Origin of the sequence: Burkholderia sp. BCC0405, from assembly GCF_902833075.1 — a bacterium.
Taxonomy (GTDB): Bacteria; Pseudomonadota; Gammaproteobacteria; order Burkholderiales; family Burkholderiaceae; genus Burkholderia.
Genome location: NZ_CADFEO010000003.1, coordinates 386,851 through 401,924, shown reverse-complemented (window position 1 = coordinate 401,924; position 15,074 = coordinate 386,851). Strand labels below are relative to the sequence as shown.

Sequence of the window (15,074 nt, the reverse complement as noted above, 5' to 3'; positions counted from 1 at the left end):
TGGGGAAATCCTGTTGCTTCCCGGCCGGACGTGTACGGCCGGGCGAAGCGAACGGGCGGCCCCGGGTGGGAGCCGCCCGTCCGGCGGTGTCGTTCAGGCCCGGATCGGGCCTGCAAGCGCGGCGCTCGGGCCGCGGCTTACTTGATGACCGTCTTCGCGTCCTTGAGCAGATCCGGCGACAGCGTCACGCCCTGCTTCGCGGCCGCGCCCGTGTTCGCGAACAGCTCGAGGTTGCTGCTCGTTTCCGACGCGATCGCGCCCGGCTTCTCGCCCTTCAGGATGCGCGCGACGACCTTGCCCGTCTGGCGGCCGAGGTCGCCGTAGTTGATGCCGAGCGCCGCGATGCCGCCGCGCTTCACGCTGTCGGTGTCGCCGGCGATGAGCGGGATCTTCGCTTCGTTCGCGACCTTCACGAGCGCTTCGTACGCGGACACGACGTTGTTGTCGGTGTTCGTGTAGATCACGTCGACCTTGCCGATCAGGCTCTTCGCGGCCGGGCCGATGTCGACGGTACGCGGTGCGGCCGCTTCCCTGAGCGTCATCCCCTGCTTCGCGAGGATCTCCTTGAGCGCCTTCACGACGACGACCGAGTTTGCCTCGCCCGGGTTGTAGACCATGCCGACCGTCTTCGCATTCGGCACGACGCGCTTGATCAGCGCGACCTGGCGATCGAGCGGCAGCTTGTCGGACACGCCCGTCACGTTGGTACCCGACGGGCCCCAGCCCTTCACGAGCTGCGCGGCGACCGGATCGGTCACGCCCGAATAGACGACCGGCACGCTCTTCGTCGATGCAACCACCGCCTGCGCGGCCGGCGTCGCGATCGCGACGATCACGTCGGGCTGGTCACCGACGAACTTGCGCGCGATCTGCGCGGCCGTGCCCGTGTTGCCCTGCGCGCTCTGGTATTCCCACTTGAGCTTGTCGTCGCCGTACCCTTGCGCCTTCAGTTCGGCGCGCACGCCGTCGCGGATCGCGTCGAGCGCCGGGTGATCGACGATCGACAGCACCTTGACGGTCTGTGCGTGCGCGGCGCCTGCCAGCGCGAGTGCGGCCACGCCGGCCGTGATCGAACGGATCGCGAAAGTCTTGAAACGCTTCATGGATGTGTCTCCCCCGTATTGTGTCGGTTCTGGATGATGGATTCCCGCCGCCGTCAGGCGGGCGCCGCCATGCGTGCGACGCGTCGGCGAGCGGCCCGCGCACGCTCCGGGAAAGCGTGCGGCGGCGAACGCACGAGAATACCATTTCCGCAGACCACCGCCTGACTCCGCGCTTTCGCATCACGCCCCGAATCGCAGCGCCCGCCGACGCCCGCGAACGCGCGCGAAGCCCGGCCGGCGGCGGTTTCCGCCGGCTCCAACGCAACGGGTCAGCCGCGCTCGCGGCTTTACGTTATGCTGTCGGCCGACCCAATCCACGCCTTCGGAGGGCACATGAAACGGGGGATCCGAGCCATCGCATTCGCGGCGCTCGCGCTGGCGCTGCCGAGCGCGGCGTTCGCGCTGACCGACGGCTATGCGCAATACGACGACTGCATGCTCGGCGCGCTGCGCGACAGCCGCAACGGCGCGGCGGCGCAACTGATCCAGCGCTCGTGCGACGCGCTGTATCGCAACAACGCGATGCTGCTGCCGCGTGAACGGCGCTTTCATGAGTGTGTCGTGCAGTCGCTGCCGGGCGTGCGCGACAATTACGCGATCCAGCAGATCATGTCGATCTGCTCGCGGCGCGGCGAGATGTGAGCCGGCCGCGGAACGCGGCACACCCTGCGGCCGCCGATCGGCCGCGCCAATGAAAAAAGGGCCTGCACGCGATGCAGGCCCTTTTCATTCAGCGGTTCGACCGGTATGCGGCGTTCAGAACGACGCGACCATCGAGCCCTTGAACTGCTTCTTGATGAATTCCCGCACTTCCGGCGACTGGTATGCCTTGACCAGCTTCTTCACCCACGGCTGATCCTTGTCCTTCGCGCGCACGGCGATCAGGTTCGCGTACGGGCTCGTCAGCGCTTCGAGCGCGATCGCGTCCTTGGTCGGCTGCAGGTTCGCGGCGAGCGCGTAGTTGGTGTTGATCACGGCCGCGTCGACGTCCGACAGCACGCGCGGCAGTTGCGCGGCGTCGAGTTCGGAGATCTTCAGTTTCTTCGGGTTGTCGGCGATGTCGAGCACCGTTGCGTTGTTGCCGCCCGTGCCGGCGCCCGCCTTCAGCTTGATCAGGCCTTGCGTCTGCAGCAGCAGCAGCGCGCGGTTCTCGTTCGACGGATCGTTCGGCACCGCGACCTTCGCGCCCTGCGGCAGATCCTTCAGCGCCTTGAACTTCTTCGAGTACACGCCCATCGGCGAGATGTAGGTCAGGCCCGCGCTGACGATCTTGTAGCCGCGCTGCTTCACCTGGCTGTCGAGGTAGGGCTGGTGCTGGAAGCTGTTCGCGTCGAGGTCGCCCGAGTCGAGCGCCGCGTTCGGCTGCACGTAGTCGTTGAACTCGATGACCTTCACGTTCAGGCCTTCCTTCTCCTTCGCGACCTTCTGCACGAGCTGCCACACTTCCGAATCCGGGCCGGCGACCGTGCCGACCTTGATCACCTTGTCCTCGGCATGCGCGCCTGCCGACAGCGTCAGTGCGGCACCGGCGGCCAGCACGGAAAATACCTTCAGGAGACTGCGACGCTTCATCTGTTTCTCGCTTTCTTGCTTACTGGATTGCTGGAAATGGGGCGCGATACGGGTATGCCCCGACTCGCAGGAAGGGGCAAATGGTGTCACAGGATCGGCGGGAAGTGAAATACATCCCGCTCATATGGGTATGCTCCGCAGCGGTGCCGGCAGCGCCTGCGCGACTCGGCCGTTAGTTGCGTTCATGCGAGTCGCGCATCGCGCCCGTGTGTTACGCCACCGCCGCCTGATCTGCGTTCGCGGCGCCGAGTGCAGGCCCACCCACCTGCCCGCCGACCCGGAACGCGCCGACCGTGTCGCGCAACCGTGCGGCCTGTTCCTGCAGCGACGCGGCGGCCGCGGCGGCCTCCTCGACGAGCGCCGCGTTTTGTTGCGTCACCTGATCCATCTGCGTGACCGCGCGCCCGACCTGCGTGATGCCGCTCGCCTGCTCCTCGGACGCCGCCGCGATCTCGCCCATGATGTCGGTCACGCGTGCGACGGCCTGCAGGATCTCGCCCATCGTCGTGCCGGCCTGGCCGACCAGCGCCGACCCGTTGCGCACGCGCTCGACCGAGTCGACGATCAGCTCGCGGATCTCCTTCGACGCCGTCGCGCTGCGCTGCGCGAGCGAACGCACTTCGCCCGCGACCACCGCGAAGCCGCGCCCCTGCTCGCCGGCGCGCGCGGCTTCGACCGCCGCGTTCAGCGCGAGGATGTTGGTCTGGAATGCGATGCCCTCGATCACGCCGATGATGTCGGCGATCTTGCGCGAGCTGTCGTCGATCTCGCCCATCGTGCCGATCACGCGATTCACGACGTCGCTCCCGGTACGGGCGATCTCCGATGCGTTGTTCGCCAGCCCACTCGCCTGCCGCGCATTGTCGGCGTTCTGCTTCACCGTCGCGGTCAGCTGCTCCATGCTCGCGGCGGTTTCTTCCAGCGACGCGGCCTGCTCCTCGGTGCGCTGCGACAGGTCGTCGTTGCCGGCCGAGATCTGGCGGCTCGCCGACGCGATCGCTCCGGCCGACTGGCGAATCCCGCCGATCGTCGCCTGCAGCCGTGCCTGCATGTCGTGCATCGCGGCCATCATGCTCGTGCGGTCGCCCGCCCGCACGGGCACCGGCTGCGTCAGATCGCCCTGCGCGATGCGCGCCGCGAGCGCGGCCGCTTCGTCGGGCTCGCCGCCGAGGCTGCCGCGCACGTTGCGGATGATCACCAGCATCGCCGCGCTGATCACGAAGCCGATCACGAACACGACCGCGAGGTGGCCGAGCAGTGTCCGGTAGTAAATGGTGTCGATGTCCTTCAGGAAGACGCCGCTCGAGATGTTCCAGTCCCACGGCGTGAAGCGCGTGACGTAGCTGATCTTCGGCACGGCGGTCTCGCTGTGCGGCAGGCGCCCGCGATACTCGGCGAAGCCGCTGCCGGTTTCCTTCGCGGCGTTCAGGATCGTGACGAACAGCGGCTTGCCGTCCGGGTCGAGATAGTCGCCGACCTGCGTGCCGACCAGCTTCGGCAGCGTCGGATGCATCAGCACGACCGGCTTCGAGTCCATCACGAACACGTAGCCCGAATCGCCGTAGCGCATCGCGGCCAGGCTCGCGAGCGCGTCGCGCTTCGCGTCGGCCTCGGGCAGCGTGCCGCTTTGTGCGAGTGCGTGATACGCCCTCACGATGCCGGCCGCCGAGTCGACGAGATTCGCGATGCCGGCCTTGCGCTCGGCGAGCATCGTCGTGCGCGTCTCGTACGCGCTCCATGCGCCAACGCCCAGGAGACCGATCCATACCAGCGCAAGCGCGAGCCACAGCTTGCGGTTCAAACTCATTCTGCTCATCTGCGTGCCTTTGTCGATGTCGATGCGCACGCTGCGCGCGAACGGCCTGCCGCGCGCAAACGCTTGCCCATTCATTTACGGCACCGAGGCTTACAACTTGAATACGAACGGGCGCCACGCACCGGCGATCGACACGCCGCCCGCGCCCCGCACCGCGACCACCGGCGCGACAGCCCGCATCCACTGTGCTAAAAAGGCCGGCCAGCCGGCACACGAGGAGCCGGCACCATTCCGGGGCCATCCATGTACGTCATCGACATTCACTACACCGCATCGCTCGAGCGCATCGACGACGCGCTCGAGCGCCATCGCGCATTCCTGCAGCCGCAGTTCGACAAGGGCATCTTCATCGCGGCCGGGCCGAAGGTGCCGCGCGAAGGCGGCGTGATCCTCGCGGCCCGCATCGATCGCGACGAACTGGACGCGATCCTGAAGACCGATCCGTTCGTCACCGAAGGGCTCGCCACGTATCGCGTGACGGAATTCCGGATCACGCGTGCCGCATCCGGCTTCAACGTACCGGCGCTGCCTTAACGCGACGCCTGCGCGATGCGCGCGCAGGCCGGCACGCCGCCCGACGCGCGGCGCATGCAATCAACGAGGAGAGCGGGAAAGCGTGACGGCGCGTGGCGGCCGTCACGTGATCGCCGGGCCGGGCGCCCGGCGGCGGCCGGTCAGTCGACCAGCAGCTTCAGGTCGTGGACCCACGGGCCGGGGCCCTGGCCATCGCGCACGAACAGGCGCAGCTTGCCGTTGCGGTCGAACACGTAGCTCGCTGCGGTGTGATCCATCGTGTAGCTGCCGGGCGTCTTGCCCGGCACCTTCGCGTAGTACACGCGGAAATCCTTCGTGACCTTCTTCAGTGCCGCTTCGTCGGCCGGCCGCAGGCCGATGAACGACGGATCGAACGCGGGCACGTACTGGCCGAGCAGCGCCGGCGTGTCACGCTCCGGGTCGACGGTCACGAACAGCACCTGCACGCGCTTCGCGGCATCCGGCCCGAGCTGCTTCAACGCTTCGGACAGCTCGGCCATGGTCGTCGGGCACACGTCCGGGCAGTGCGTATAGCCGAAGAACATCACGACCGCCCGGCCCTTGAAGTCGGCGAGCGTGCGCACCTTGCCGGTCGTATCGGGCAGCGAAAAGTCGCTGCCGAATTGCGTATTGCCGGTGATGTCGAGATTCTGGAATTTCGGCGCGTTGTCGCATCCGGCGAGCAGCAGCGCTGCCGTGAATGCGCATGCGAGCATCCAGCCTTGGCGCGCGTGGCGCCCGAACCGTGATTGGAGCATTGCGTTCAAACCGTGCGGTTACACGCCGAGCAGCGGGCGTGCATAGTGATCGACGAGCAGCGCGGCAAACAGCAGCGACAGGTAGACGATCGAGTAGCGGAAGGCCTTGCGGGCGAGTTCGTCCGAATAGTCGCGATGGATCTTCCACGCATACGCGAGGAACACCGCGCCGAGCAGCACCGCGCTCGTCAGGTAGACGGCTCCGCTCATCCCGGAGATGAACGGCATCATTGTGACCGCGAACAGGATCACCGTGTACAGCAGGATGTGCAGCCGCGTGAACTTCTCGCCGTGCGTGACGGGCAGCATCGGCAGCCCCGCGTTCTCGTAATCCTTGCGGCGATAGAGCGCGAGCACCCAGAAATGCGGCGGCGTCCATACGAAGATGATCAGCACGAGGATCCACGCGTCGCCCGGCACCGCGCCGGTGACCGCGGCCCAGCCGAGCGCCGGCGGCATCGCCCCCGATGCACCGCCGATCACGATGTTCTGCGGCGTCATCGGCTTGAGCAGCAGCGTGTAGATCACCGCGTAGCCGACGAAGGTGGCGATCGTCAGCCACATCGTCAGCGGGTTCGTGAACGTATAGAGCGTCCATGCGCCGACGCTGCCGAGCACGGCCGAGAACAGCAGGATCTGCGGGGTCGTGATCTCGCCGCGCGCGGACGGGCGCCACGCGGTGCGGCGCATCATCGCGTCGATCTTCTGTTCGACGAGGCAGTTGATCGCGAACGCGGCGCCGGCCAGCAGCCAGATGCCGACCGTACCGCCGATCAGCACGTGCCACGGCACCATGCCCGGCGTCGCGAGGAACATGCCGATCACCGCGCAGAACACCGCGAGCTGCGTGACACGCGGCTTCGTCAGCGCCATGTATTGCGAAAACCGGCTACCGGGCGATTGGGAGAGGGTGCTTTGCATGGGGGCGGTCACGCCGGGGCGGCGTCGCGCGCAGGCTGCGCGACACGGCCGGGGCGGCTTGAAAGGATGCGAAAGTTTAACATGACGACGAGCAGCAGCAGGATCGCGGCCCCGCCGTTATGCGCGACGGCGACCGGCAGCGGCCACTGCAGCACGATGTTGGTCAGGCCCGTCACGAACTGCAGCAGCACGACCAGCAGCACGCCGTTCGCGGGCCGCCGCAGCGATTCGAAGCGGCGCATCCTCAGCGCGAACGCGACCAGGTACGCGACCACCACGAACGCGAACGTGCGATGCGTCCAGTGGATCGCGACCAGCGCGTCCTGCGTGATCGCCTCGCCGTCCTTCGTCATCCCGAGCGCGCGCCACAGGTGGAAGCCGTGCTCGAAGTCCATCGGCGGGATCCACTGGCCGTTGCAGGTCGGGAAGTCGGTGCACGCGAGCACCGCGTAGTTGGTGCTCACCCAGCCGCCGAGCGCGATCTGCACGACCAGCAGCACCAGCGCCGCGAGCGCGGCCGCGCGATAGCGGCCGGCTTCGGGGTCGTACGACGGCAGCGGCGTCTGCCGCGCCGCGAGCCAGCCGAGCGTGCCGAGCAGCGTGAGGCCGAGCAGCAGGTGGATCGTGACGATCACCGGCTGCAGCTTCATCGTGACCGTCCACGCGCCGAACGCGCCCTGCACGAGGATCAGCAGCAGCAGGCTCGTCGGCCACCACGGCGACACGTGCAGCGGGCGGCGGCGCAGCCGCGCGGCCCACGCGATCACGACCTGCGCGATGATCAGCACGCCGATCGCCATCGCGAAATAGCGGTGGATCATCTCGATCCACGCCTTCGACATGCTGACCGGGCCGGTCGGCATCGCCTGGTGCGCGGCCGTGATCGCGGCGTGCGCAATGAACGGCGACGACGTGCCGTAGCAGCCGGGCCAGTCCGGGCAGCCGAGCCCCGAATCGGTCAGCCGCGTGAAGCCGCCGAACATCACGAGGTCGAGCGTCAGGAAGGTGGTGATCCACACCAGCTTGCGAAACTTGTTGTCGTCGGCCTTCACCCACACGTACGACAGCGGCAGCAGCGCGATGCAGAAGCCGATCAGGCCGAGTTGCAGTAGATACGCCATCGGTTTATTGCCTCTCGTATTGCCTTAGCCGATGCTCGACCACTTCAGCAGCTTCGTCACGTCCGACTTGATCTTGCTGGGGTTCGGATCCTTCGGGAAGCGCATCATCAGGTTGCCGTTCGGGTCGACCAGGTAGATGTGGTCGCTGTCCTTCGTGCCCGCGTCGGCCGGCAGCCACGCGGCCACCGCGGCCGGGTCGGCGACGAGACGGCGCGTGTCCGGGTACGCGTCCAGCACCTTCTGCGGCGTCGCACCCGCATCGCTGCGCAGCCACACCATCGTGAGCCGGTGCCGCTCGCCCGCCTGCGTGACGCGGATCTGGCGCATGAAATAGAGCTTCTTCGCGCAGGCTTCGTCGCACGCGCTGCTGTCGGTCATCACGAACAGCCACACGCCGCGCAGCGACGACAGCGGCACGGTCTTGCCGGTTTCGTCGGTCACCTGCAGATCCGCGGGGATCGGGCGCTGCGGCTCGATCAGCGTGCCGTAGTTGGTCGAGCCGCCCTTCGGCTTGATCACGTAATAGGTGAAGTACGACGCGATCATCGGCGCGGCGCACACGAGACCCAGCAGCACGAGCATCCAGCGGCCGCGCTTGCGGGCCGCAGGCGACGGCGCAGCGGCCGGACCCTGACGGGAAGATTGCATGGACAAATCAGACCTCTCGAAACGAACCCGCGGCGCCGGCGCCGCGTCCTGGCATGGCGCTCACGCGCCGGCCGACTTCTTCGCCGCACGCCGCGCGGCGTACAGCCCGAAGCCGAGCGCGGCCGCCGCCATCGCCCACCACTGAAACATGTAACCGTAATTGCGCTCGACGCCGGTCGTCGCCGCCGGCCAGTCGCGCACGAGCTTGTCGCCGTCATCGCTCGTCTGCTGGATCACGAACGGCTGCAGCGGCAGCCCCGTTTCCTTCGCATACGCGGCGACGTCCAGGTTCTGCCGGATCTTCTGGTGCGCGGCCGATCCGCCTTCGCCGAGCTCGAACGCCCGCGATGCGTCGGCGCGCGCAATGCCCACGATCTCGACGTCGCCCGCGGGCGTCGCGAACGGCTCGATCGCCGTGCGATCGGAGATATTGCGCGGCAGCCAGCCGCGGTTCACGAGCACGACGCCGCCGCCCGTGAGTTTAAACGGCATCACGACGTAAAAACCCGGCTGGTCGTTATACGGCCGATTGTCGAGGAACACGGCTTGCTCGGGCAGGAAACGGCCCGTCGCACGCACGCGATGGAACTCGATGGACGCGAGCGGCATCGGCTGCGCGCCGACGTCGACGGGCGCCGCCTGCTCGTAGCGCTCGATGCTCGCCTGCAGCGCTTCCTTCTGGTGCGCGCGGTCGCGCTGCCAGAAACCGAGACGGATCGTGACCGCGACGACGACGAGGATCAGCAGCGCGGGCAGCCAGCGAATCTTCATCATGCGGCCCGCCCGGCACCTGCCCGAAAGCGAAGTGCGATAATTATCCTCTTCCTTTCGAATTGCCGTCGTCCGGTTCGTGTCATGCACATACTCGTTCCCATCGCCTTCGTCCTCATCATTGCCAGCATGGGCTCGGCGCTCTACTTCATGATGCACGACCGCGGCCACACGAAACGCATGGTCTGGTCGCTCGCCACCCGCGTCGGGCTGTCGGTGTCGCTGTTCCTGCTCATCCTGATCGCGAACCGGATGGGCTGGATCCATTCGACCGGCCTGCCGATCGGGCGTTGATCCGTTTGCCGCCGCGGCCGCTGTGACATTTCGCCGCACGGCCACGGCGCCAAGCAAAAGCGCCGCCTGACTGAGTCGCGGCGGCGCCCGGGTGGTGAAGGCCGGCAGTCACGCTGCCCGGCCGACCCAATGAAAACGGCCCGCGCATTGCTGCGCGGGCCGTTGTTCCATTTACAGCCAGTAGACGACGACGTACAGGCCGAGCCAGACGACGTCGACGAAGTGCCAGTACCACGCGGCGCCTTCGAATGCGAAGTGGTGATCGGGCTTGAAGTGGCCGCGGATCATCCGCACCAGCACCACCGCGAGCATCGTGCCGCCGAGGAACACGTGGAAGCCGTGGAAGCCCGTCAGCAGGAAGAACGTCGAACCATACACGCCCGAGTTCAGCGTCAGGTTCAGTTCGTTGTACGCGTGGTAATACTCGAAGCCCTGCAGGAACAGGAAGCAGATACCGAACGCGAGCGTCGCGGCCAGCCAGGCGATCGCCTTCTTGCGATGATCGTCACGCAGCGCGTGGTGCGAGATCGTCAGCGTCACGCCCGACGACAGCAGGAATGCGGTGTTCAGCGTCGGGATCGGCCACGGGCCCATCGTCTTGAAGTGACCGGCGAGCGCGGCGGGGCCTTCGTTCGGCCACACGGCGGAGAAATCCGGCCAGATCAGCTTGTAGTCGAGGCTGCCGAGCTGGTGCAGCGCGATTTCACGCGCATAGAACAGCGCGCCGAAGAACGCGCCGAAGAACATGACTTCCGAGAAGATGAACCAGCTCATGCTCCAGCGGTACGACTTGTCGACGTTCTTGCCGTAGTGACCGCCTTCCGATTCGGCGATCGCGTCGCCGAACCAGTGATACAGCGTGAAGAGCAACCAAAGCAGGCCGAGCAGCGCCGTAAACGGCGCCCAGTCGTGACCGTTGATCCACAGCGCTGTCGATCCGAGCATGACCAGCAGGCCGATGGCCGCGCTGATCGGATGCTGCGACGGATGCGGCACGAAATAGTACGGGGTCTGGTTTTGACCGCTCATGCTTGATTCTCCACTTCAGTCCAATTTGTGTACCGGAAACCGCTCCGGCTTTATTTCTTGCGCGGCGTGACCACCACCGCTCCTTCCTGCACGCTCCGCCGTGGCGCCGCGCGCTGCATTCTTTCGTGGCCGCGGGCTTCAGCCCACGACGGCACGCACGATCAGGATCAGCACGCCGATGAACACACCGGCCGCCAGCAACGCGACAATCAGCACGTGCAGCGGATTCAACTGCGTCGCATCGGCCTCCAGGTCGCGCCGCTTGCGCACCCCGAAGAACGACCACAGCACGGCTTTCAGCGCCTGGCCGAACGACCCGCCCCGCTTCTCCCCCGTCATCGCCCCGCCTCCGTCGTCATGCATCCGGCTTCGCCGCGCCCTGCGCCGCGGTCTTGCCCGGCGCCGGCGCCGGCGTGGCCGGCGTATTCAGCTCGAAGAACGTGTACGACAGCGTGATCGTCTTCACGTCCTTCGGCAGTTTCGGATCGATCACGAACACCACCGGCATCTTGCGCGATTCGTTCGCGGCCAGCGTCTGCTGCGTAAAGCAAAAGCACTCGATCTTCTTGAAGAACTCCGTCGCCTGCTTCGGCGCGTAGCTCGGAATCGCCTGTGCAACGACCGGCCTGCCCTGCCCGTTCGTCACGTCGTACACGATCGTCGTCAGCTCGCCCGGATGCACGTCGAGACTGTTGTGCTCCGGCTTGAAACCGAGCGGGCCGCGCGCGTTCGCATCGAACTCGACCGACACCGTGCGGCTGGTGTCGACCTGCGAGTTCTTCGCCTCGCGCTCGCTGACATCGCGCTGCACCAGGTTGTTGATGCCGGTGATCTGGCAGATCGCCCGATACATCGGGATCAGCGCGAAGCCGAAACCGAACATCAGCCCGGCCACGACGAAGAGCTTCACCAGCATCGAACGATTGAACGCGCGATCGACGGCGCCCTCTTCCGGCTTCGACATACGACAACTTCCTCGCTACTGCGTCTGTTGCTGCATCAGTGAGTGGACAGCCACCACTGCTTGATCACGACACCCACAAAAAAAACGGCGGCGATGACGAGCAGGATGAGGCCGAGCCGCTTGTTGCCCGCACGAATCTGCTCGGGCGTTCGTCTTTGTTGTGGATTCCGGGTCATCTGAAACTTCGCTGAAACCTCGATTCGGCGCCCGCCGCGCCTGCCGGTGCGGCAGGCGGCGGCTAAGCGCACCGTGAAACTTACTCGACGTGCGGCGGTTGCTCGAACGTGTGGAAGGGAGCCGGGCTCGGCACCGTCCACTCGAGGCCCGTCGCGCCATCCCACGGCTTGTCCGACGCCTTTTCCAGCTCGCCGCCGCCACGGTAGGCCGGCAGCGCGACTGCGAACAGGAAGTACACCTGCGCAAGGCCGAAGCCGAATGCGCCGATCGTCGCAACCTGGTTGAAGTCCGTGAACTGCGCCGGGTAGTCCGCATAGCGGCGCGGCATGCCTGCGAGACCGACGAAGTGCATCGGGAAGAACGTCAGGTTGAAGAAGATCATCGACGCCCAGAAGTGGATCTTGCCGCGCGTCTCGTTGTACATCCAGCCTGTCCACTTCGGCGCCCAGTAGTACCAGCCCGAGAACAGCGCGAACAATGAGCCCGCCACCAGCACGTAGTGGAAGTGCGCCACCACGAAGTAGGTGCCGTGATACTGGATGTCGAGCGGCGCCATCGCGAGCATCAGGCCCGTCAGGCCGCCGAACGTGAACACGAACAGGAAGCCGATCGCGAACAGCATCGGGGTTTCGAACGTCATCGAGCCGCGCCACATCGTCGCGAGCCAGTTGAACACCTTCACGCCCGTCGGCACCGCGATCAGCATCGTCGCGTACATGAAGAACAGCTGGCCGGTCACCGGCATGCCCGTGGCGAACATGTGGTGCGCCCAGACCATGAACGACAGGATCGCGATCGAAGCCGTCGCGTACACCATCGAGCTATAGCCGAACAGCGTCTTGCGTGCGAACGCCGGGATCACCTGCGACACGATCCCGAACGCCGGCAGAATCATGATGTACACCTCGGGGTGGCCGAAGAACCAGAAGATGTGCTGGTACATCACCGGATCGCCGCCGCCTGCCGCGTTGAAGAACGACGTGCCGAAGTGGCGGTCGAACAGCACCATCGTGATCGCGCCTGCCAGAACCGGCATCACCGCGATCAGCAGGTACGCCGTGATCAGCCACGTCCACGCGAACATCGGCATCTTCATCAGCGTCATGCCCGGTGCGCGCATGTTCAGGATCGTCACGACGATGTTGATCCCGCCCATGATCGACGATGCGCCCATGATGTGGACCGCGAAGATCGCGAAGTCCATGCCCGGGCCCATCTGCGTCGACAGCGGCGCGTAGAGCGTCCAGCCGGCGGCCGTCGCGCCACCCGGCGCGAAGAACGAACCGACCAGCAGCACGGCCGCAACCGGCAGCAGCCAGAAGCTGAAGTTGTTCATCCGCGCGAACGCCATGTCGGACGCGCCGATCTGCAGCGGAATCATCCAGTTCGCGAAGCCGACGAACGCCGGCATGATCGCGCCGAACACCATGATCAGGCCGTGCATCGTCGTGAGTTCGTTGAAGAACTCCGGACGCATGATCTGCAGGCCCGGCTCGAACAGCTCGGCCCGGATGGCGAGCGCCATCACGCCGCCCGACAGGAACATGATGAACGAGAACAACAGGTACAGCGTACCGATGTCCTTGTGGTTGGTGGCGAACAGCCAACGCCGCCAGCCGTGCGGCATTTCGTGCGCGTGGTCGTCGTGCGCGTGGTCCGCGGCTACGTCGTGCCCGATGCTAGACATGAGAATCTCCTAATGCGAATACGTCGACTAACTCAGCGACACGTCAAGCCGCCGGACCGATCTCGACACGCCGGGCTTCCTTCGCGTCCGCCCCGCCCGAGATCGTTTCCGGCTTTTTGAGAATAATGTGGTCTTCCGCCACGCCTGCTGCCTTCAGCGCGTCGCGCACAGCTTGCGCGCGATGCTTCGCCAGCTCGGCGTTCGCGTCGGCCGAGCCCGTCTTGTCGGTAAAGCCCGACAACGCGAGCTTCGCGTCCGGATGTGCCTTCGCATAGTCGGCCGCGGCGGCGATCGCCGCCTTCGCGTCGGCCGGCAGCACGCTCTTGCCCGTCTCGAAGTAGATCGTCGACAGCGCGGCCGATGCCGCTGCCGCCGGCTGCTCCCCGCCCGACGCAGCCTGCGCCGGCGCCGAAGCGGCTTCCGCCGGTGCAGCTGCCGCTGCGCCCGCCGCGTCTTCCGGCATCTTGCCGTTACGCGCGTCGGCCACTTGCTTCGGCTGCAGCAGGTCGTTCTTGTGGTTGCCCCACGAATTGCGTTCGTACGTGATGACCGAGGCGATGTCGAGATCCGACAGCGACGCCCACGACGGCATCGCGCCCTTGCCGTGCAGCACGCGCTCGACGTGGCCGGCGATCGGGCCGTTCGCGATCGGGCTGCCGTCCATGGCCGGGAACGCGCCGAGGCCCTTGCCGTTCACCTGGTGGCAGGCCGCGCAGTTCGCCTTGTAGACTTCCTCGCCGTGCGCGACGAGTTCAGCCATCGTGTAGACCTTGTTCGGATCGACCGCGGCGCTGGCCAGCTTGGCCTTCTGCGCGGTGACCCACTTCGCGTAGTCGTCATCCGACAGGACTTCGACGACAACCGGCATGTACGCGTGTTCCTTGCCGCACAGCTCGGTACAGAAACCGCGGAACGTACCGACCTTGTCGGCCTTGAACCACGTGTCGCGCACGAAGCCGGGGATCGCATCCTGCTTCACGCCGAACGCGGGCACGTACCACGAGTGGACGACGTCGTTCGCGGTGGTGATGATGCGGATCTTCTTGTTGACCGGCACGACGAGCGGGTTGTCGACTTCCTGCAGATAGGTGTCGGTGATCGGCTTCTTGCCCATCACTTCGTCACGCGGGGTGCTGAGCGTCGACAGGAAGCCGATGCCCTCGCCCGGACCCTTCACGTAGTCGTAGCCCCACTTCCACTGGTAGCCGGTGACCTTGATCGTGAGATCGGCGTTCGTCGTGTCCTTCATCGCGACGACGGCCTTCGTCGCCGGCAGCGCCATCAGCACGACGATGACGAACGGCACGATCGTCCAGATGATCTCGACGGTCGTGCTTTCATGGAAATTGGCGGCCTTGTGGCCCTTGGATTTGCGGTGCGCGAAGATCGAATAGAACATCACGCCGAACACGCCGACGAAGATCACCGTACACAGGATGAGCATCATCGTGTGGAGATCGTAGAGCTCCTCGGCGATCTTCGTGACCGGCGGCTGAAAGTTGATCTCGTTGACGCGGGGGCCGCCCGGGCTATCACCGACCGCCAGGGCGGCACCGGCAAAGAGCAATCCGCTGCATGCCAGCACGCCCGTGAGGGCTCGCTTGATTGTTTTCATAGCATCCTTACCCAAAATTTCCATTCAAACCCTCCCCCGTCGCAAGCCGCCGGCCCTATCCGCC

General features: G+C 66.1%; 17 protein-coding genes. 3 read left to right on the top strand and 14 right to left on the bottom strand.

Translation table 11 applies throughout. The features are described 5' to 3' along the window. Positions 1–137 precede the first annotated feature (137 nt). Positions 138–1,103, bottom strand: coding sequence for an ABC transporter substrate-binding protein (locus HWX36_RS07095; protein WP_175951469.1), 966 nt, complete (start codon positions 1,101–1,103; stop codon positions 138–140). 333 nt (positions 1,104–1,436) lie between these two features. On the opposite strand from HWX36_RS07095, the gene HWX36_RS07090 reads away from it, so the two are divergent. Beyond that, positions 1,437–1,745, top strand: coding sequence for a VF_A0006 family four-cysteine protein (locus tag HWX36_RS07090; protein WP_175951468.1), 309 nt, complete (start codon positions 1,437–1,439; stop codon positions 1,743–1,745). Between the two features lie 114 nt (positions 1,746–1,859). Here the strand turns inward: HWX36_RS07090 and HWX36_RS07085 are convergent, their stop codons facing one another. Further along, positions 1,860–2,675, bottom strand: coding sequence for a MetQ/NlpA family ABC transporter substrate-binding protein (locus HWX36_RS07085; RefSeq protein ID WP_175951467.1), 816 nt, complete (start codon positions 2,673–2,675; stop codon positions 1,860–1,862). Positions 2,676–2,886: 211 nt separating this feature from the next. Then, the gene (locus HWX36_RS07080) at positions 2,887–4,491 is read right to left on the bottom strand and encodes a methyl-accepting chemotaxis protein (protein ID WP_175951502.1); all 1,605 of its coding nucleotides are present in this window, start codon (positions 4,489–4,491) and stop codon (positions 2,887–2,889) included. A gap of 243 nt (positions 4,492–4,734) precedes the next feature. On the opposite strand from HWX36_RS07080, the gene HWX36_RS07075 reads away from it, so the two are divergent. Continuing rightward, positions 4,735–5,025, top strand: coding sequence for a YciI family protein (locus tag HWX36_RS07075; protein WP_039346187.1), 291 nt, complete (start codon positions 4,735–4,737; stop codon positions 5,023–5,025). Positions 5,026–5,165: 140 nt separating this feature from the next. On the opposite strand, the gene HWX36_RS07070 is transcribed toward HWX36_RS07075, so the two are convergent. From HWX36_RS07070 to HWX36_RS07050, 5 genes are read right to left on the bottom strand one after another with little or no spacing between them, the layout of a single operon-like run. Next, entirely contained in the window at positions 5,166–5,783 is a 618-nt protein-coding gene (locus HWX36_RS07070) for an SCO family protein (RefSeq protein ID WP_175951466.1), read from the bottom strand. Positions 5,784–5,801: 18 nt separating this feature from the next. Then, positions 5,802–6,704: a heme o synthase gene (cyoE, locus tag HWX36_RS07065; protein WP_175951465.1), complete on the bottom strand. Its 903-nt coding sequence runs from the start codon at positions 6,702–6,704 to the stop codon at positions 5,802–5,804. Between the two features lie 8 nt (positions 6,705–6,712). Next, positions 6,713–7,825: a COX15/CtaA family protein gene (locus tag HWX36_RS07060; protein ID WP_175951464.1), complete on the bottom strand. Its 1,113-nt coding sequence runs from the start codon at positions 7,823–7,825 to the stop codon at positions 6,713–6,715. A gap of 24 nt (positions 7,826–7,849) precedes the next feature. Then, a complete protein-coding gene (locus HWX36_RS07055; protein WP_175951463.1) occupies positions 7,850–8,473 on the bottom strand; it encodes a cytochrome C oxidase subunit I in 624 nt (207 codons plus the stop codon). A 60-nt stretch (positions 8,474–8,533) separates the two neighbouring features. After that, complete coding sequence (locus tag HWX36_RS07050) at positions 8,534–9,244, bottom strand: SURF1 family protein (protein WP_244136335.1); 711 nt, start codon at positions 9,242–9,244, stop codon at positions 8,534–8,536. A gap of 84 nt (positions 9,245–9,328) precedes the next feature. Here HWX36_RS07050 and HWX36_RS07045 point away from each other — a divergent pair, with 84 nt between their 5' ends. Next, positions 9,329–9,538, top strand: coding sequence for a twin transmembrane helix small protein (locus HWX36_RS07045; protein ID WP_174952993.1), 210 nt, complete (start codon positions 9,329–9,331; stop codon positions 9,536–9,538). 171 nt (positions 9,539–9,709) lie between these two features. Here the strand turns inward: HWX36_RS07045 and HWX36_RS07040 are convergent, their stop codons facing one another. The 6 genes from HWX36_RS07040 to coxB all read right to left on the bottom strand — a co-directional run bounded on the left by HWX36_RS07040 (position 9,710) and on the right by coxB (position 15,034). Beyond that, on the bottom strand, positions 9,710–10,567 hold the full coding sequence (locus tag HWX36_RS07040) for a cytochrome c oxidase subunit 3 (RefSeq protein ID WP_011353274.1): 858 nt from the start codon (positions 10,565–10,567) through the stop codon (positions 9,710–9,712). Positions 10,568–10,705: 138 nt separating this feature from the next. After that, complete coding sequence (locus HWX36_RS07035; RefSeq protein ID WP_175951461.1) at positions 10,706–10,906, bottom strand: DUF2970 domain-containing protein; 201 nt, start codon at positions 10,904–10,906, stop codon at positions 10,706–10,708. Positions 10,907–10,922: 16 nt separating this feature from the next. Further along, positions 10,923–11,531 (bottom strand): cytochrome c oxidase assembly protein, encoded by a 609-nt coding sequence (locus HWX36_RS07030; RefSeq protein WP_175951460.1) that lies wholly within the window; start codon positions 11,529–11,531, stop codon positions 10,923–10,925. 35 nt (positions 11,532–11,566) lie between these two features. Next, positions 11,567–11,707 (bottom strand): cytochrome oxidase small assembly protein, encoded by a 141-nt coding sequence (locus HWX36_RS07025; protein ID WP_174921494.1) that lies wholly within the window; start codon positions 11,705–11,707, stop codon positions 11,567–11,569. Positions 11,708–11,787: 80 nt separating this feature from the next. Beyond that, positions 11,788–13,395 (bottom strand): cytochrome c oxidase subunit I, encoded by a 1,608-nt coding sequence (ctaD, locus tag HWX36_RS07020; RefSeq protein WP_031401318.1) that lies wholly within the window; start codon positions 13,393–13,395, stop codon positions 11,788–11,790. Positions 13,396–13,438: 43 nt separating this feature from the next. Then, positions 13,439–15,034 carry a cytochrome c oxidase subunit II gene (gene coxB / locus HWX36_RS07015; protein ID WP_175951459.1) on the bottom strand — a complete coding sequence of 532 codons (1,596 nt, stop codon included), beginning with the start codon at positions 15,032–15,034 and terminating at the stop codon, positions 13,439–13,441. Positions 15,035–15,074 lie beyond the last annotated feature (40 nt).